Origin of the sequence: Caballeronia calidae, from assembly GCF_900044055.2 — a bacterium.
Classification (GTDB): domain Bacteria; phylum Pseudomonadota; class Gammaproteobacteria; order Burkholderiales; family Burkholderiaceae; genus Caballeronia; species Caballeronia calidae.
On sequence record NZ_FCOX02000010.1, the window covers coordinates 1 to 17,667 of the forward strand.

The following is a 17,667-nucleotide window of genomic DNA, read 5'->3' on the forward strand; positions in this document are numbered from 1 at the left end:
GGACCGTGAAACGACTCCACGCCGATGATAGTGCGGATCACCCGTGTGAAAGTAGGTAATCGTCAGGCTCCTCATGCTGAAAACAAAAACCCCACCCCGAAAAGGTGGGGTTTTTGCGTTGGGGCATGCAGTCTCGAAGCGAGAGTGCATACATAGACACTGCTCCTTCTCCGAATGTGCGAATTCTGTCGACCACTCAACCGTACATCGGCGGGCGATCCCTTCGGATATGCGCATACGCAATCTGCGCTTTCCGACGCGTAGTGTCGACTATACTTTTCAGGCGGTCAGCCCGACTGTGCTCACCGCTCGCAGATCAATCGATCGGGCGGGCAGCGTGAAACCGGGCGATATCAATCTGCGGCCTGCCTTCTCGTAAGCGCTGATCCCTCTGCGCAAATGCCGCCTTGTCTTCTTTTCTCTTTGCCTCTTTATGCACGCATAGAAAACGGTGCGCGTCGTGTCGCACGCACGTCTCGTAGTGGACGCCGTCGCGGTGCGCGCGTCGTCCCTCAATTTTGCTTGAGGAGGACAACATGGCCACTTACATCATGCTGCTCAACTGGACGGATCAGGGCGTGCGAACCGCGAAGGATACGATCAACCGGGCGCGCGCATTCCGCGAAACCGGCAAGGCGATGGGCGTGACGGTCGGCGCGATGTATTGGACGCTCGGCGGATACGACCTGGTCGTCTCGATCGATTCGCCCGACGACGAAACCGCAACCCGCCTCGGCCTTGCGGCCGCCGCGCTCGGTAATGTCCGCACGACGACGATGCGCGCGTTCGGTGAAGAAGAGATGGAGCGTATCGTCGGCGGATTGAAGTAGGCGCGCGTTGCGAACGCTGGCCAGAAGCGGCCCGAGCGGGCAAGGCTCGCGCTACTGCCTACGTGCCTTGCAGCGCCGTCGCTCGTCCGCTCGAAGGGCATACGGGCGCCTCGAGGGCGCCCGCCGGACTAACCCGGCCTCGAGTCGCCGGTGAGAAAGAGCGAACGCCGCGGTTCGCACCGCGGCGTCCAATCTCTCACTTCGGCTCGTACCACGAATAGGTCGGAAGCGTCGTAAGCGGCGTACCGATCTGGAACGTGACGTCCCGCAGCGAAGTCAGCGGGATGTTGCGCGGGTCGCCCGTGTACCGCCGGACATCGCCGTTATCGTTGATATAGACCACCACGTTGCCCGTGATACCCGCGACATTCGTGCTCGAGAGCGGCTGACCCCAGACATCGAAGACCTGACCGAGCGTGAACGGTTTCACATTCGGCGTTTCGATATGGATGATGCCGGTGTTGTCGTGCGTATGCATCTCGTAGTTGCATTGAGGCAAGATGCCGACGTTCGACGGGAACGCGAGCCATTGACCGTCCTTGAAGATCGCGACATGCGCGTGCACATGGAACGTCTCAGCCATGCCCGCTGCGCAAACCAGACCGTCCACCGGCGATCCGGTACCGCCGCTCGGCGTGTTGCCGTTCGCAAAGAACGGTGTACCGACGACGCCGCCGAAGCTAAGCGTAGTAACCGTCGATGTAAAGGGCGGCGGGTCGGTCCACGCGTATGTCGCGATCTGGGCCGGCGGCGTTCCGACCACGAGCGTCACTTCGCCATGCTGCGGCAGCACGAGGCTCGCGAGATCGCCGGTGTACTTGGTGAGCGTGCCGCCGGTATTCACCCACGCGGTCACGGTTCCCGTGAGGCCCGCCACGTTGGTCGGGCTGAGTGGCTGCCCCCACACGGCGAAGAACTGGCCGAGCGTGTACGACGCGTTCGACGTCACGTCCATGCGGATCTTGCCCGACGCATCGACAGTGTGGACCGGATAGACGCAGCCCGTCTGCAGTGCCATGGTCGGTGCCACGCTGCCGATGTTCGTTGGCAACGCAAGCTGCTTGCCATTCTGATACACCGACAAATGTGCATAGCTGTACTTGCTGCCAGCGACCGTGCATTTGAGGTTGCCGACCGCCTGGCCAGTGCCGCCGGTGGACGTCGAGCCATCGCTCCATTGCGCCGTGCCGAGCGTCGTGCCGTCCACGACGGCTGTCGCTGCTGCGAGCGTTGGCGTGGTGTTGGTGGTCGCGGCGGGTGTGCTTGCGCCCGATGCGGGTGTGGCGCCCGATGCGGGCGTGGCGCTCGCTGCAGGCGAACTCGAATCGCTGCCCGATCCGCCGCCGCACGCGGCAACCAATAGGACTGCTGCCGCCGAGACTGCGGCGGTCATCCAGCGAGTGTGTCTCTGTGTCTCTTTGAGCATGTATGGACTCCGCCTGTTCGTCTGAAAAAATCTGAACGCGTCGCGCGCCACGTGCGATAGCACGATATGTGCCCGGGTCACATCCGGCATCCGAAGCGTCGCGAAAGCGACGGTCGATGCGAGGAAGCGCTAGCGCAAAGGCGATCCCGGCACGATTGAAGCAAGTGCTGTCGCTTATGAGCGCGACATTGATTGAATGACCGAATGCCTTCCGGTCAGGCGCGTGCCGATGAGTTTTCGTGAGTCATCGAAAGAGAGATCCGGCTGGGCCTCTTCGCCGGTCTGGGGAAATGTAGCGTCGATGATTATCTACCGCAAGTAGAACTATCGTATGAGTCGTGTTTCGCAGAGGAAATCTTGGCAGTGTGCGATTGCGCACATACGTCACACTGAATATTCGATCGACAATTCAATGTGTGATCGATGTGCGAATCAGCACGACCATGGAGAATGCGGAGTCCTCTCTGTAAAAGGTGCTCGCAGTGACGCCCGATGCTTTATTGAACAACTGAATACAGCGGAACCGTTATGATGTAACGATATCAAAATCGTACAGCATGCATCACGTCCTGATCTGCCGATAGTGGAGCAAACGAATGACTCTTTCAACGACGCTGATCCAAAGCGTAAGGGATTGGTTGCCCGACAACCTGTTTTTCAGTTTCCGTCATCGACGCACCATCGGACGATTTCCGAAGCTGCGCCATCCGACGACATTCAATGAAAAGATCATTCGACGCTGCCTCGACCCCGATCCCCGCTATGGCGATCTCAGCGACAAGTTGAAGGTGCGTGATTACATCGCCGGGAAGATCGGCAGCGAGTATCTCGTGCCGCTCGTCGCCGAGCCGTCGGACTTCACAGAGCGCGTTTTCGAAGCCCTTCCGCCGGCCTTCGTCATGAAGGCGAACCACGGCAGCGGCTTCGTTCATGTCGTCAAAGACAAAAGGGATACCTCGTTCGAAGAGCTCGATGCGCTAGCTCGACGCTGGTTATCGACCGACTTCTATACGATCGGGCGCGAGCGGCATTACCGCACGATCGAACGACGTATCTTCTTCGAGAAGCTTCTTGTCGCGCAAGACGGAAAGATCCCGCCCGATCTGAAGATCCATGTTTTCAACAAGCGATCGGGCGATCCCTCGATCTTCATCCTCGTCATCACAGACCGGTTCGGAGAACATACGCGCGGCGACATCTATGACGCGAACTGGAACATGCTCGACGTTTCGATGGGGCGCTACGCACGCAGCACGACTCCCGATCCGCGCCCGGACAACCTCGACGCGCTGCTGTCGGTTGCGCGAGCGCTGGCGAGCGATTTCGAGTTTGTACGCGTCGACCTATACGACATGGATGGAACCATATACTTCGGCGAACTGACGTTCACGCCCGGGGCTGGAATGTTTCCTCTGAAGCCGGATCGTGTGGACTATGAGTGGGGAAGTCTCATGTAAGCGCGGCAAGAGGGTGTCGAAAAGCCTGCAAGCGCTCGTGACCAAGGTGTCCGCGATGCGTTCGCGGGCAACCGCGCCCTCGATCGAATGAACAGCGCGACCCTCCGAAAACTTCAATTTCCGCGACTCCGATCGTCTTATCATTTGTGACGCGCCTCTGCGCGACCACCACGGTCGACCGGTTTTCAATCGCTTTTCCGCTGGTCGCCATCCAATGGTCGGAGTCCCGCGTAAGTGGGGATCGCCGTCCTGCCAAGCGCGGGTTCCAAGGCACGCGCCGATCGTCCAAAGTACGGGTCAGGCAGTGCTCCGATCCTTCGCGTATCGGGCGACATCAACTACAAGCTGTACTGCCTGCCGCCTCACTATTCTCGATTTCCTTTTTGCGAGCATGAGAGGTGCGTTCCCTTCGTCGGAGATGAATGCCAGTGCGCGCATCGGCACGATTGGAATGGCGGAATCTGAAGTAGATAACCGGTGATCACGGAGGCAGCAGCGATCATGGGGCAAGTGCAGCAGCAGAAACATGTGTTGGACCAATGCGCTTTTGTCTGGATAGACCTCACTAAAGAGCCATCCTTGTCCGTTGCGCATTCGATATCCGGCGTATTCGAATTCAGGACGGTGCGCGAGCCGCAGCATATTACGAGGACTATCGGCCTTCACACGCCGCCTTTTATCTGCGTGGAACTCGAGGAAGGCAGCGACGCCGATCCGAAGAGCATCGAAATGCTCACGCGCGTGCGGGAAGTCTATCCCGATCTGCCCACGCTCATCGTCGCGGGGCAATGCTCGTTTGTCGTTGCACTGTGGGCGGTGCGCCTGCATGTGTGGGATGTGATGATCAAGCCGGTGAGCGCATCGGATTTGTGCAGAACGATCGACGCGTTGACGTCGAGGCTTCAGCGACGCGCATTGCTGCAGGCCCCGCCCGCGCGAGTGGAAAGAACCGGGTCGCGTCAGGACGCGATGCGTACATCGTCCGCACTCTCGTACGTGGCGAGCCATTATGCGGACAGGATACTGATCAGCGAGGTCGCCGCGCAATGCCGGCTAAGCCCGTCGCAGTTTTGCAGAACCTTCAGAAATGAGCATCACGTGAGCTTCGGACGATACCTGCTTCGCTTTCGCATGGAGCGTGCGCGTGAGCGGCTTTGCTTGCCCGATATGCTCGTCAAGGAAGTGGCGTATGAAGTCGGCTTCAACGATCTCTCATACTTCACGCGCTCGTTCAGGCGCGAGTTCGGAATGTGTCCGAGCGAATTTCAAGCCGGTGCAATGACGCAACAGACATCGCCCATGGCTGCGTGACGACGCATCGCCGCGCCGTGAGGCGATGTCGCGGACAAGGCCGGCCCTGCCGGCCAGGTGTTGCACTTGCGCGCGCATACATGCGCTCACGCCCGAGGCGAGACACTGACATCGAGCTGGAACGTCGCGCAGGCCGAGACCTCTTTTTCCCATGCCCGAACGCACTTCAGCACGAGCCGCGCACTGCCTCGACCGCTCGCAACGAAGCGCCATATTGCGATGCCGCCCGCACCCGGCTGGGCTTTGGATGCGGTGAAGGTGGACCCGCGCGACGTCAGCACGCTGGCGGCATCCTGCGCGAGGCTCCAGCGAAAACCGGTGGCCGGCGTTTCGCCGAGCTCGACGATGAGTTCGTCGTCGAGCTCGAGCGCGACCGCGCCGCCCGAATCCGCTTGCCTGACGGTCATGCTTCGCATGGGCGCTCCCGCTTTGGCTCGCGAACCTTGTTATACGCGGTCGTGGGGCTCAGGCCGCGATGAGGCGCATCGTCCAGAAATCGGACGACAGGTCCGTATCCGTGAGATAAGCATAAGGCATCGTGCAGTAGCCCTTCATGCCCCATGCATCGCCCCACGAATTGCGGATGAGAAAGCGCTGCCGGGCATCGTCATAACCCACCGCGACCACGCAATGACCTCCGAGCAGTTGTTCCCGGGAACCCGGCATCGGAACGGTGCCGGTCTGCGCGACTTCGGCGCTCTCGAAGCTCTCGTAGACGCTGAACCCGAAGACGAACGGAAAGCCGTCGGCGAGACATCCCTTCATCTGGTTGAGGTTCTGCACCAGCCGCGAGTACTGGACGACCTTGTATTTCAGCGCTTCCGTGTAGCACTTCTTCGGCGGCTTATCCCTGAACTGACTGATGTCGTAGGGCCAGCTGGTTTCAGGGCAATCGCCTTGCTTCGCGACGGACTTGAATCCGTCGCGGATCATTGCGCCGCTGTCCGATTCGACCGTGTGCTCGATGACGCGCTCGTTGTAGTAGATGAAGAGCCGAGATGGATTGAACGCCGGCTGCAGATTCTGCTTCATCCGATCGAACTGCAACGCCGCGGCGATACCGTTGGCCGTGCAGCTGCCGAGGCTGCCCTGGTCATAGATCGGCGGACATTGCGAGGACAGATCCGCGCTGGCGGGCAACGCCGCGAGCCGCATGACGGGTGCGGCATAAAGGTGGTCCCGGTGATCGGGCAGATCGCGTACCCATCCGTAACGCTTGGTCGTGTATGGCATGTCAATCTCCATGGTTCGAGGTCTCGCTCGCGCGCGCGTCGACGTTTCCGAATGCGACGTTCATCGCGATCGTCGGACGGCTGCACGGCCAAGCATAGGGCGACCGCGGTATGCGGCGTTAGGACGATATTGCTGGCGCGCTAGGAGGATCGTGCTGTAAGCGTTTTGATGGCGTGATCGTCGATATGCCGGGATCGAGTCAAGCGGCGGATCTGGTGCACTCGCTTATCTCGAAAGCAAAATCGTCCTGACAAGCAGCACGATCGTTATAACGGGCGTCCAAGAGTCTCATCTACACTGCGCTTGAACGGGGCTGAGATGCGTGCGTCGCTGAAGCAAGTGGTGCTGCACCTTGAATTCGCCCGACAGGAGAAGCTGGTCACGAACATCGGAGCAAGGGAGAAGGGAAATGAAGCCTTTCGCATTGTTGAGTGCTGCGGTGCTCTTCGTTACGCTTTCCACCAGCACATTCGCCGACGACGCGGCTGACTGCAAAGCCGCGGGCGGCTCGATGCTGACCGGTCAGGTCGTGTCACCGCCCAAGTTCAAGAGCGGCATGTTTCGAAAGGGCGTCGAGCTTTCGCACACGCATCTGAACCTGAAAGGCAGTGACAACAAGACATACGATGTCGCGATCGACAACGTCTTCGCGTCGGGCTATCAGAAGAACAAGAAGGGCGTTCCCGCACCGCTGAACACGATCAAGGTGGGCGACACGCTGGAACTGTGCGGCGCACCGTTTCCGGGCGGCATTCACTGGGTACACAACAATTGCGGCGATACGCCGACGAAGTCGGACCCTGATGGCTGGATCAAGAAAGTGAGCGCGGACGGCCGCGTCGGAGAGAATCTGGAACTGAGCCAGAAGTATTGCTATCTCTGGCCGCATCACTGACGCGCGCGCGTTCGATCCCGCGTCCACGCAAGTACAATGGTTCGTCGCACTCCCCGCAGGGGAACGGAGACGCCATGGCCGGTCCGGCGAACAACCTCTACGAGCGCTGGCAGGAGCAGATCCAGCAGGATTTGAAGGCGCGCATCAAGGCGCACCAGCATGCCGTGCTGCAGGCGAAGGCGCTGCAAGCCCGGCAGGCCGGCGGGCCCAGGCCGCTCATCCTGCTCGGCGACGGCGACTCCTGGTTCGACTATCCGCTGCCGAACCCGGTTCACGCCTCGGATGTGCTGGAGGCGCTGAGGACCACCGGCACACCCGCTCCGCTGATCCTCAAGCTCGCGCATTACGGCGACGCGACCACGACGCTCCTCGGCGTGACCCAGCGCAACCGCCTCATCGCGCAGTTGCAGGATCCGGCCAACGGACCCGTCGACGCAATCCTCTTTTCCGGCGGCGGCAACGACGTGGTCGGCGACCAGTTCCGCTTCTGGCTCAACGATGCGAGCGCCGCCCGCAGCGATCCCGCGCGGGGCATCAACGTCCAGCGCCTCGGCTATATCTTCGGCGTGGTCGAGAGCGCCTATCTCGATCTGATCCGCATTCGCGACGAGTTCGCGCCTCATGCGCCGATCTTCGTGCACGGCTACGACTTTGCGCTTCCCACCGGCATCTCGGCCTGCCGTCTCGCCGGGCCGTGGCTGCGTCCTTCGCTCGTCGATCGTGGCTGGCCGGACTTCGCGCCCGGCAGCCTGATCGTGAAGACGATTCTCGTCCGCTTCCACGCGATGCTGCTGCGGCTCGCCAGCGACCCCGTCCACGACATGGTGCTGGTCGAAACGCAGGGCACGCTCGCGCCGGGGGATTGGGCCAACGAGCTGCATCCCACCGGCGCGGGCTTCGCGAAGATCGGCGCGCGTTTCAGGAGTGCGCTCGCCGCGCGGTTTCCGGATCGCATATGAGCGCCGCGTGCGCAATGTGCGAATCGCTTGCGATTCAGTAGCGCGCATCGCTTTCGCTTTTTGCTCTTCCGCTCAGGGGAGGGTCCCCGATCGGTATTGCCCCGATCGTTCCCAGTCGAGCCGATATGCGATCGATGTCATTCGAGTCCTCGATACTCGCCGGCGCTGAATGCGCTCCTTGCAGAATGCCTGAGCAACGCTGCAAGGCGTGACGCCGATTCCAACGACACGACGTCTTCGGAGCGACGCATGCACCTCGTCCGAGGCGAATGCCCCATGCCTGCGCTCGGCTTCGCCGTGTTCACGGTCACGTCGCGGATGTGCGCGCGGCAATAAAAACCGCTTTTCCTGCGCTCCCATTCGCCGATCCGGTAAGTCTTTACGGGCTGCGTCGCCGCCATCGCCTGAGCCGTACACGTCCCGATTGACTTTTACTTAAGCGCCCACAACGATGCGTTACGCCCACGCTCGCGTCGACGACGCCACGTGCGGCGTGAAGGTCGATCAGACAACGTTCCACATTGCCAGGAGAAGAGAAATGCCCGAAGCATTCCGCGGCCCTCGGTTCGTCAGGTTCGTCAACGGGGCGGCAGTCGCCGCAGCGCCGTTCGCAGCACTCGCACTCGTCGCGTGTAACGGGGGAGGAGACGACGACAATAACGGCCCGCCCGCACGCGCGGCGCTCAGTTGCGCGCAACTCGCGGGAATGAGCGTGCCCGCGAATGCGATCGGCTTGCCGACGACAGGCGCGACCGTCACGGCCGCCACGACGGTTCCGGCCTCGGGCACGGGTGTGAGCGCGAAGCCCGAATACTGTCTCGTGAGCGGCTCGATCGCGCCGGTCGATCAAAGCGCGCCGAAGATCAACTTCCAGATCGCCATGCCGACGCAGTGGAACAACAAGGTCATGATGCTCGGCGGCGGCGGCTACGACGGCACCGTGCCTGTCGTCACGGGCAACGTGCCAGCCGGCCCGACGACGCAGCCCGCGCCGCTCGCGCGCGGCTACGCGGTATTCGGGAGCGACTCCGGTCACCAGGCCGGCGCTCTCGGCAGCCGCGACGGCTCCTTTGGTCCCAACGACGAAGCCGTCGCGAACTTCTCCGGCGATGCGCTCAAGAAGACGCGCGACGCCGCGGTGTATCTGATCGACAAACGCTACGCGGTGGACAAGCCGACGCGTGCGTACTTCGCGGGCGGCTCGTCCGGCGGACGCGAGGCGCTTGCTGTCGTGCAGCGCTGGCCCGAGGACTGGGACGGCTCCATCGTGCTGTACCCGGCCTGGAACGCGGCAAGTCTGGATCTGCAGTTCGGCCGCATCACGCGCGCGCTCGCGCAGCCGGGCGCGTATCCGAATCAGGCGAAGCGCAAGCTGCTGCTCGATGCTTCGCTCGCCGCATGCGACACACTGGACGGTGTCGCCGATGGCCTCATCAGCGACGTCGCGGCGTGCAATGCGCGCTTCGATCCGGCGACCGCCGGGCTCAACGGCACGCCGTTGCGTTGCGCGAACGGCGCCGATACGGGCGATACGTGTCTGTCCGATGCGCAGATCGCAGCGCTCAAGGTCTATGCGACGCCGATCACGTTCAGCTATGCGCTCGCCAGCGGCGAGACGCAGTATCCGGGCTTCAACGTATGGGGCGCGGATCTGGGCATCGTGAACGCGTCGCTCGTGCAACCGACGGTGATCGCGCTTTCGCTGAATCTGCTGCAGCCTGCCAGTCCGATGCCGTCCACCGCGCCGTACTTCAGCGTGTTCTGGGATCAGTGGATACGCTACTTCGTCGCGCGCGATCCGAACGTCAACTCGCTCGCGGTCGATCCGCAGAATCCCGGTCCGTATCAGGCGCGCATCAGCGCGCTGACGGCCGAGCAGGACGTGAACAAGACGGACCTGTCCGCGTTCAATGCGAAGGGCGGCAAGATTCTGATGGCGCACGGCACCGCCGATGCACTGGTGAGCACGCAGTCCACCGAGCAGTACTACATGCGTCTGCGGCAGACGATGGGCGCGTCGACCGTCGGGAATTTCGTGCGTTACTACGAGATTCCCGGTTACGGGCACTCGACCAGCAGCATCTTCAATGCATCGTGGGACTCGCTGACGGCGCTGGAGAACTGGGTCGAGAAGGGCGTTGCGCCGCCGCCGCAGACCGTCGCGGATACGACAGGCGTGCCGGGACGCACGCGTCCGCTGTGCGAGTATCCCGCGTTCCCGCGCTATAACGGCTCGGGCGACGTGAATTCGGCGTCGAGCTTTACGTGTACCGCGCAATGAGTTGAGCGCGCGTTGTCCGTGCCGTGGCCTTCAGAGGTCACGGCACGGACGGGACGTCAGGACGAGTCGCCGGAGCGGACTGGCCGGCGCCGGTATCTGCACGGCATCGACGGGCCTAGCTTTCGTCGGCAGTCGTCTCGTTCGCGGTCGTGACCCGCTGCTCTCCGGGCAACTCGCAATAGCGTTGCCAGAAGCCGCGTCCTTTCGACTTCGCGGCATACATCGCGGCATCCGCATGCAGAAGCAGGTCGCGGGCGGAGGTGCCGTCCTGCGGAAACTCGCTGATGCCGACGCTTGCGCCCACGGTCACCTGTTTCCCGTCGACGGGAAGATCGTCATCGAGCGCGCGCACGATCCTTGCCGCGAGATCGGTCGCCGAGTCGGAGACATACGCGCCTTCCACCAGCACGACGAACTCGTCGCCGCCCAGTCGCGCCACCGTATGTCCTTTCGAAAGCACGTGTTGCAGACGGTGCGCCACGGCGACGAGAACGGTGTCGCCGAATGAATGACCGAACTGATCGTTGATCTGCTTGAAGCGGTCCAGATCGACGAACAGCACGGCGAGACGCTCGCCGTTTGCGGTCGCGTCGTGCAATGCCGCGTCGAGCCTTTGCATGAACAACATGCGGTTCGGCAGGCTCGTGAGCACGTCGTGATTGGCCAGATGCGCGAGCTGATGCTGCTTGTCGTGAAGCGCGTCCACCTGAGACCTGATTTCGCGCCGCATGCGATCGAAGCAGCGCGCAAGCATGCCGATCTCATCGTTGCGTTTGAGCGGCAATGCTTCGGACGCGCTTTCGGCAAAGAAATGCGTGGCCGCATGGGTGAGTATCTGCAGCGGCCTCGTCAGCGCGCGCGCAAACAGGATGGCGAGCAGGAGCGCGGCCACGCTCGAAAACAGCACCATGCGCACGATCTGATCGCCGAGAAGATTCGCCCCGGCCAGTACGTCGGAGAGCGGCTTGCCGAGTCCGAGCACGATGAAGCGATTGCCCGCGGACGCGCCGAACGGCCGTCTCACGAAGGCGAGCACCTCGTCGGGCGCCTGCTCCGGGTTCGTGAGCCCGTTGATCAGCACGCGGTTTTTCGCGCGATCGAAGAGCGGCTTCGTCGCGGCGAAGCTGTCCTGCATGAACACGCGGCGCCCTTTGTCGAAGCCGAACGCCTGCGAGGGATCGGGATGAACGAGGAAGTCGCCCCATTCGTTGGCGAGATACACGTCATAGTCGGGAGGCAGGTCGGTCCGCAGGAGTTTGAGCAGGACCGCGAGATCCACGTCGAGCACCACCACGCCTACGACGCCGCCCGCCGGCGTGGCGATGGGCGCGGCGAGGCGCAGGATCGGCTTGCCTTCGGCGTAGTGCGCGCCGCGTTCGCGATTGATGGTGATCGGCCCGATGTACACGTGGCCGGGCGCCAGTGCCAGCGTGTCGAACACGTAGGCGAACTGGCCTTTTTCCTGCAGGTCGCCACCCTGGACCTCGACGATGCCGTGTCCGTCGCGATCGAAGCGGATCCTTTCCAGCCCGAATCGATCGCGCGCAATGAGCCGTGCCTGCAGATAGCCGGGATGATGGAGCATGAAGCTCGAGAAGACCTGGGCGAGCCGTGCCCGGTCCGCGTTCGTTTTCAGGTCCTTCGATTGCGCAATGAGCGCCGACGACGGCATGGTGGCGAGCACGAGCGCGTCGGCGGCCATGTCGTCGATGGCAGCCGAGAAGCGCTGGCCGAGCAGCTCCGTCGCAGTGAGCAGATTGCGCCCCGCCTCGCCGACCAGCATCGCGCGGTTGGCGCGATACGCGTAGTAGCCGGTCGAGCCCGACGCCAGCACGCCGATCAAGGCAAGCAGCAACGACAACTTCACCGTCAGCCCGGGCCGCATCACGGAAAGCGCTCCGGCCGGTCGCCGGACACGATCCGGCTCCAGAGCGACTCGCGCTCCCCGATGTTTTCCACGGGCTGAATCCAGACGAGATGAGCGCTATCGCCACTCGATTCGGGTGGCGGGATCAATGTGTTCGCGAGACCCTGTCGCTGCGTGAGCAGTGCGCTCACGTCGGGTTCGAGCATGTAGTTGATCCAGGCGAGCGCGAGCGGCCGGTTCGTGGCCGCTCGCGTCATGGCCCAGCAATCGAGCCACGCGAGCGCACCCTCTTCGGGAATGACATAACCCACATCCGCACCGGCCTTGCGCAGCAAGGCCAGTTGCTGGGTGCCGTAATTGCCGAACATGAGCGCGGCTTTGTGCTGAATGAAGTACGCCGTGGCTTCCTCGGGCACGGTGTAATAGGTGAGCAGGTTACGGCGCAATTCGACCAGCTTTCGCGCGATCTTGCGCATCTGCGCGTTGGTGAGCTGGAACGGATGCGGGTAGCCGAGCGCCAGCGCCGCGAACGAGAAGTTATGCTGCGCGCTGTTGAAGTCGAGCACCTTGCCCTGATAGCGCGGGTTCCACAGCTCCCTCATCGAGCGGGGCGCAATGGGAATCTGCTTGCGATCGTAGATCAGTCCCATCGACGAATACGTGAACGGGATCGCGTAGACCCTGCCGTTCGCGGTGAGTCCGTTGATCGACGAGACCTCGCGAAAGCGCGGCAATTGCCGTTGCGTGTTGGGCAGCACACCCGGATCGAGCGGCGTGAGCAGATTCCCCTGCGCATAGCGGTGGATTTCCGCCGTGTTGGCCGCCAGTACGTCGAACTGCGGGCTTTCGCCTGCGTGCATCTTGTCCCATAACGCTTCGTCGGAGTCCACGAAGGTCACTTCGACGCGCGCGTTGAAGCGAGACTCGAACGTCTTCACGACGTCGCTGTCGGCATAGCCGGGCCACGCGAGCACGCGCAGCACGTTTTCATGGGCGAACGCCGGCAAGCCGCACGACGCGAGTGTGAAGAAAGCGAGCGCGGCGGCGGGCGCGCGAGACGAAAAACGGACGCATCGAAATACGCGCTTCGCAATCGCGCTTGTCCAGAGGGGCAGGTCGCTTATCCGATTGGGCGGTGAGGGACCGAGGCCCATTTGTCCGTCCTTTTTCCGTCGCATGTAAGAACAACAAAGACGCTTTCCAGGATGGAACGAGCTGACGTGGCTGTTCCTCTCCGATCCGCTCGTCGCGCGCTCGACGCGTGATTGCGCTGCCGTGGTGCCGGTCGGCGATGTCCAGGCGGCTGCACCGTCGAACGACGACCGGAGGCGTCGTTCATGGCACCCGGTCTGGCTCGATCCGACTGGGCGAATAGGGGCGCTGCCCGAAATCCTGAAGCGACTCCATTTCGTTTACGGCTTCTCGCCGACGAACTTTAGCGTCGTAGGATCATGTTCGCGCGGCGCTGCCCGATGCGCGTGCGGTCCTGCGGTATGTGTTCGGAGATTGACCGTTGAGTCAGCGGCGTCACACCTGCAACGGTTTCGAGGTGCCGCGTGACCGGGATCGTCGTGCGGGTCTGCAAAGAAGACTGGATAAAGCCCGCAGTGGACGGCAATTTACGGCGCGCCGCGCGAGATGTTGACGCTGGCGCCAGCGCACGAAGGTGACCTCCGCGTTCGGTGCGAGTTGTGCCGCGCATAAGTCCATGAACAGGCCGTGCGAGCCGTGCGTCGCGCACGGCTCGCGGCACCGCAATTACACTGCGCCGAAACCGCCACCGCCCGGCGTTTCCACCACGAACACGTCGCCCGCGGCCATCTCGACGCTGGCGATATGCCCCAGTGCGACGATCTCGCCGTCCGCGCGCTCGACGCGATTGCTGCCGCGTCTTCCCGCGCGTCCGCCCGCCGCGCCGAAAGGCGCGTGAATGCGGTTGTTCGAGAGAATCGATGTGGTCATCGGCGCGAGGAAGCGGATGCGCCGGATCGCGCCGTTGCCGCCGCGCCAGCGTCCCGCGCCGCCCGACTCCGCGCGGATCAGGTGCGACTCGAGCCGCACGGGATAGCGCCATTCGAGCACTTCGGGATCGGTCAGGCGCGAGTTGGTCATGTGCGTCTGCACCGCATCGACGCCGCTGAAGCCTTCGCCCGCGCCGCTGCCGCCCGCGATCGTCTCGTAGTACTGGTAGCGCGCGTCGCCGAACGTGAAGTTGTTCATCGTGCCCTGACTCGACGCCACGATGCCGAGCGCGCCATACAGCGCATTGGTGATCGCCGACGATGTCTCCACGTTGCCCGAGACCACCGCTGCCGGATAGACCGGATTGAGCATCGAACGGTCGGGGACGATCACCGAAAGCGGTTTGAGGCATCCCGCGTTGAGCGGTATGTCGTCGCCGACGAGCGTGCGGAACACATAGAGCACGGCCGCCATGCAGACCGCCTTCGGCGCGTTGAAGTTGTTCGGCAGTTGCGCGGACGTGCCGCTGAAATCGACCGTCGCGCTGCGCGTCGCGGCATCGACGCGAATGGCGACGTCGATCACCGCGCCGTTATCCAGTTCGTAGCGATAGCGGCCGTCCTTCAGCGCGCCGATCACGCGGCGCACCGCCTCTTCGGCGTTGTCCTGCACGTGCTGCATGAAGGCGAGCACCACCTCGCGACCGAACTGCGCGACCATGCGGCGCAGCTCGTCCACGCCCTTCTGGTTCGCGGCGATCTGCGCGCGCAGGTCGGCCATGTTCTGCGCGATGTTGCGCGCCGGATAGCGGCCCGAGGCAAGCAGCGCGCGCGTTTCGGCATCGCGCAGCACGCCCGCCGAGACGAGCTGCCAGTTGTCGATCAGCACGCCTTCTTCTTCGATGTGCGACGAGGCCGCCGGCATCGATCCGGGCGTGATGCCGCCGATATCCGCGTGGTGGCCGCGCGAGCCGACGTAGAAGAGCGGCTCGGCCGAGCCGTCGGCGAACACGGGCGTAATCACGGTCACATCGGGCAAATGCGTGCCGCCGTGATACGGGTCGTTGAGCATGAACACATCGCCGTCGCGCATCGCGCCGCGATTGCGCTCGATGACGGTCTTGATGCTTTCGCCCATCGAGCCGAGATGCACCGGCATGTGCGGCGCGTTGGCAATCAGATTGCCGGCGGCATCGAAGATCGCGCACGAGAAGTCGAGGCGCTCCTTGATGTTCACCGAATACGCCGTGTTTTGCAGACGCAATCCCATCTGCTCGGCGATCGACATGAACAGGTTGTTGAAGATTTCGAGGCGCACGGGGTCGGCCTCGGTGCCGATCGAGCGGCGCGTCGGCAGCGGCTGCACGCGCGTCATCACCACGTTGCCCTGAACGGTCAGCACCGCCTGCCATCCCGGTTCGACCACGGTCGTGCCGTTCTTTTCGGCGATGATCGCCGGGCCGTCGAGCGTGTCGCCTGCGCACAGCGTTTCGCGTTGATACAGCGATGCGTCGTGCCAGCGGCCGCCCGAATACATGCGCACGACCGTCTGTGCGCGCAGCGCGTCGCCTGCCGTGCGCTGCGGCAGGTTGTCGGCCTCGACCGGCGCATCGGAATGTCCGATCGCTTCGACGGAAGCGAGTTCGGCGATGAGCGGTGTATCCGCCATCAAGAACGCATAGCGTTGACGATATGCGGCTTCGAACGCGGCGCGCATCGCATCGACGCTGCCCGCCGGCACCGCAATCGCCGAATCGGTGCCTTGATAGCGCAGATGGATGCGCCGCTCGGCCGTGATACGCGCGGCGTCGACGCCCTGTTCCAGCAGTGCACGGGTCGCATCGTCCGCGAGCGCATCGAGGGCGTCGTTCAGCGTCGCGAGCGAAGACGCGTCGAGCGTGATTTCAAGCGCTCGCTCGCGCATCGCCGTCTGATCGGCGAGGCCCATGCCATATGCCGAGAGCACGCCCGCAAGCGGATGCGCGAACACGCGCGTCATGCCGAGCGCATCGGCCACGCCGCACGCATGCTGGCCGCCCGCGCCGCCGAACGTCGTCAGCACGTACTGCGAGACGTCGTGGCCGCGCTGAACGGAAATCTTCTTGATCGCGTTCGCCATGCTGCCGATGGCGATCTCCAGGTAACCCTCCGCGAGTTCCTCGGACGTGCGACGCTGAGCGGTAGCCGCGAAGATTTCATCGGCGAGTGCCTGAAAGCGTGCGGCGACGATCTCGCGATCGAGCGGCTCGTTCGCGTGAGGACCGAAGACGCGCGGGAAATAGTCGGGCTGAATCTTGCCGAGCATCACGTTGCAGTCGGTGACCGCGAGCGGGCCGCCGCGCCGGTACGCCGCCGGGCCCGGATTCGCGCCCGCCGAATCGGGGCCGACACGCAGCCGCGCGCCGTCGAAGCCGAGCACCGATCCGCCGCCTGCGGCCACGGTATGGATGCTCATCATCGGCGCGCGCATGCGCACGCCTGCCACCTGCGTTTCGAATACGCGCTCGAACTCGCCGTTGAAGTGCGAGACGTCCGTCGACGTGCCGCCCATGTCGAAGCCGATCACGCGTTCGAAGCCCGCTGCCTGCGCCGCGCGCACCATGCCGACGATACCGCCGGCCGGGCCGGAGAGAATCGCGTCCTTGCCCTGAAAGACGTCGGCGCGCGTCAGTCCGCCGCTGCTCTGCATGAACTGCAGGTTCACGCCCGGCATCTCGCTCGCGACCTGATCCACATAACGGCGCAGTATCGGCGACAGGTATGCATCCACCACGGTCGTATCGCCGCGCGAGACCATCTTCATCAGCGGCGAGACTTCGTGAGATACCGACACCTGCGTGAAGCCGATGCGGCGTGCCAGATCCGCAAGCTCGCGTTCATGCGCCGTATGCCGATACCCGTGGATCAGCACGATGGCGAGCGCGCGGATGCCCTTGTCGTAGACCTCGTGCAGTGCGCGTTCCGCGGCTGCGTGATCGAGCGTCGCGACCACTTCGCCGTGTGCGCTCATGCGTTCGTCGATTTCCACCACGCTCTCATAGAGCGCTTCCGGTAACGCGATGTCGAGATCGAACAGGCGCGGACGGTTCTGATACGCGATGCGCAGCACATCGCGAAAGCCGCGCGTGGTGACGAGCGCGACACGCTCGCCCTTGCGTTCGAGCAATGCGTTGGTTGCGACCGTCGTGCCCATCTTGACCATGTCGACATCGCGCGGCGTGATGGCTTCGCCGGCTTGCAAGCCGAGCAGGTAGCGAATCCCGGCGACGGCCGCATCGCGATATTGCTCCGGGTTTTCGGAAAGCAGCTTGTGCGTGGTGAGCGTGCCGTCCGGGCGGCGCGCGACGATATCGGTGAACGTGCCGCCGCGGTCGATCCAGAACTGCCAGCGGGACGGCGTGCAAACATCGGAGGCGTGATCGTGCTTCATCGTGTCGTGTTCTCGAT

General features: G+C 63.3%; 12 protein-coding genes. 6 read left to right on the plus strand and 6 right to left on the minus strand.

Annotated features, from left to right (window positions below):
* Positions 1-536 precede the first annotated feature (536 nt).
* Entirely contained in the window at positions 537-830 is a 294-nt protein-coding gene (locus AWB78_RS11865; protein ID WP_062604777.1) for a GYD domain-containing protein, read from the plus strand.
* Between the two features lie 196 nt (positions 831-1,026).
* Here the strand turns inward: AWB78_RS11865 and AWB78_RS11870 are convergent, their stop codons facing one another.
* Positions 1,027-2,223 carry a hypothetical protein gene (locus tag AWB78_RS11870; protein WP_198399254.1) on the minus strand — a complete coding sequence of 399 codons (1,197 nt, stop codon included), beginning with the start codon at positions 2,221-2,223 and terminating at the stop codon, positions 1,027-1,029.
* Between the two features lie 629 nt (positions 2,224-2,852).
* Here AWB78_RS11870 and AWB78_RS11875 point away from each other — a divergent pair.
* Positions 2,853-3,713, plus strand: coding sequence for an ATP-grasp fold amidoligase family protein (locus AWB78_RS11875; RefSeq protein WP_062604778.1), 861 nt, complete (start codon positions 2,853-2,855; stop codon positions 3,711-3,713).
* Between the two features lie 579 nt (positions 3,714-4,292).
* Positions 4,293-5,024, plus strand: a complete 732-nt coding sequence (locus tag AWB78_RS11880) for a helix-turn-helix transcriptional regulator (RefSeq protein ID WP_157697486.1) — start codon at positions 4,293-4,295, stop codon at positions 5,022-5,024.
* A gap of 86 nt (positions 5,025-5,110) precedes the next feature.
* Here AWB78_RS11880 and AWB78_RS11885 read toward each other — a convergent pair whose 3' ends face one another.
* The gene (locus AWB78_RS11885) at positions 5,111-5,440 is read right to left on the minus strand and encodes a protease inhibitor I42 family protein (protein ID WP_082883293.1); all 330 of its coding nucleotides are present in this window, start codon (positions 5,438-5,440) and stop codon (positions 5,111-5,113) included.
* 49 nt (positions 5,441-5,489) lie between these two features.
* A complete protein-coding gene (locus AWB78_RS11890; RefSeq protein WP_062604781.1) occupies positions 5,490-6,257 on the minus strand; it encodes a C1 family peptidase in 768 nt (255 codons plus the stop codon).
* Positions 6,258-6,666: 409 nt separating this feature from the next.
* On the opposite strand from AWB78_RS11890, the gene AWB78_RS11895 reads away from it, so the two are divergent.
* The 3 genes from AWB78_RS11895 (at position 6,667) to AWB78_RS11905 (ending at position 10,392) form a co-directional block, all read left to right on the plus strand.
* The gene (locus AWB78_RS11895; protein WP_062604782.1) at positions 6,667-7,152 is read left to right on the plus strand and encodes a hypothetical protein; all 486 of its coding nucleotides are present in this window, start codon (positions 6,667-6,669) and stop codon (positions 7,150-7,152) included.
* Positions 7,153-7,226: 74 nt separating this feature from the next.
* Complete coding sequence (locus AWB78_RS11900) at positions 7,227-8,111, plus strand: hypothetical protein (protein ID WP_062604783.1); 885 nt, start codon at positions 7,227-7,229, stop codon at positions 8,109-8,111.
* 538 nt (positions 8,112-8,649) lie between these two features.
* Positions 8,650-10,392, plus strand: a complete 1,743-nt coding sequence (locus AWB78_RS11905) for a tannase/feruloyl esterase family alpha/beta hydrolase (RefSeq protein ID WP_062604784.1) — start codon at positions 8,650-8,652, stop codon at positions 10,390-10,392.
* 115 nt (positions 10,393-10,507) lie between these two features.
* Here AWB78_RS11905 and AWB78_RS11910 read toward each other — a convergent pair whose 3' ends face one another.
* The 3 genes from AWB78_RS11910 to AWB78_RS11920 form a co-directional block, all read right to left on the minus strand.
* Complete coding sequence (locus AWB78_RS11910) at positions 10,508-12,280, minus strand: GGDEF domain-containing protein (RefSeq protein WP_062604785.1); 1,773 nt, start codon at positions 12,278-12,280, stop codon at positions 10,508-10,510.
* Positions 12,277-13,413, minus strand: a complete 1,137-nt coding sequence (locus AWB78_RS11915) for an extracellular solute-binding protein (protein WP_082883294.1) — start codon at positions 13,411-13,413, stop codon at positions 12,277-12,279. The genes AWB78_RS11910 and AWB78_RS11915 overlap by 4 nt, the downstream gene beginning before the upstream one ends.
* 604 nt (positions 13,414-14,017) lie before the next feature.
* The gene (locus tag AWB78_RS11920; protein ID WP_062604786.1) at positions 14,018-17,650 is read right to left on the minus strand and encodes a hydantoinase B/oxoprolinase family protein; all 3,633 of its coding nucleotides are present in this window, start codon (positions 17,648-17,650) and stop codon (positions 14,018-14,020) included.
* Between the last annotated feature and the right edge of the window lie 17 nt (positions 17,651-17,667).

Bases quoted from the DNA above. Each gene is read 5' to 3' on its own strand.
- AWB78_RS11865 (WP_062604777.1), top strand. From the start codon at position 537: ATGGCCACTTACATCATGCTGCTCAACTGGACGGATCAGGGCGTGCGA.
- AWB78_RS11870 (WP_198399254.1), bottom strand. From the start codon at position 2,223: ATGACCGCCGCAGTCTCGGCGGCAGCAGTCCTATTGGTTGCCGCGTGC.
- AWB78_RS11875 (WP_062604778.1), top strand. From the start codon at position 2,853: ATGACTCTTTCAACGACGCTGATCCAAAGCGTAAGGGATTGGTTGCCC.
- AWB78_RS11885 (WP_082883293.1), bottom strand. From the start codon at position 5,440: ATGCGAAGCATGACCGTCAGGCAAGCGGATTCGGGCGGCGCGGTCGCG.
- AWB78_RS11890 (WP_062604781.1), bottom strand. From the start codon at position 6,257: ATGCCATACACGACCAAGCGTTACGGATGGGTACGCGATCTGCCCGAT.
- AWB78_RS11895 (WP_062604782.1), top strand. From the start codon at position 6,667: ATGAAGCCTTTCGCATTGTTGAGTGCTGCGGTGCTCTTCGTTACGCTT.
- AWB78_RS11900 (WP_062604783.1), top strand. From the start codon at position 7,227: ATGGCCGGTCCGGCGAACAACCTCTACGAGCGCTGGCAGGAGCAGATC.
- AWB78_RS11905 (WP_062604784.1), top strand. From the start codon at position 8,650: ATGCCCGAAGCATTCCGCGGCCCTCGGTTCGTCAGGTTCGTCAACGGG.
- AWB78_RS11915 (WP_082883294.1), bottom strand. From the start codon at position 13,413: ATGGGCCTCGGTCCCTCACCGCCCAATCGGATAAGCGACCTGCCCCTC.
- AWB78_RS11920 (WP_062604786.1), bottom strand. From the start codon at position 17,650: ATGAAGCACGATCACGCCTCCGATGTTTGCACGCCGTCCCGCTGGCAG.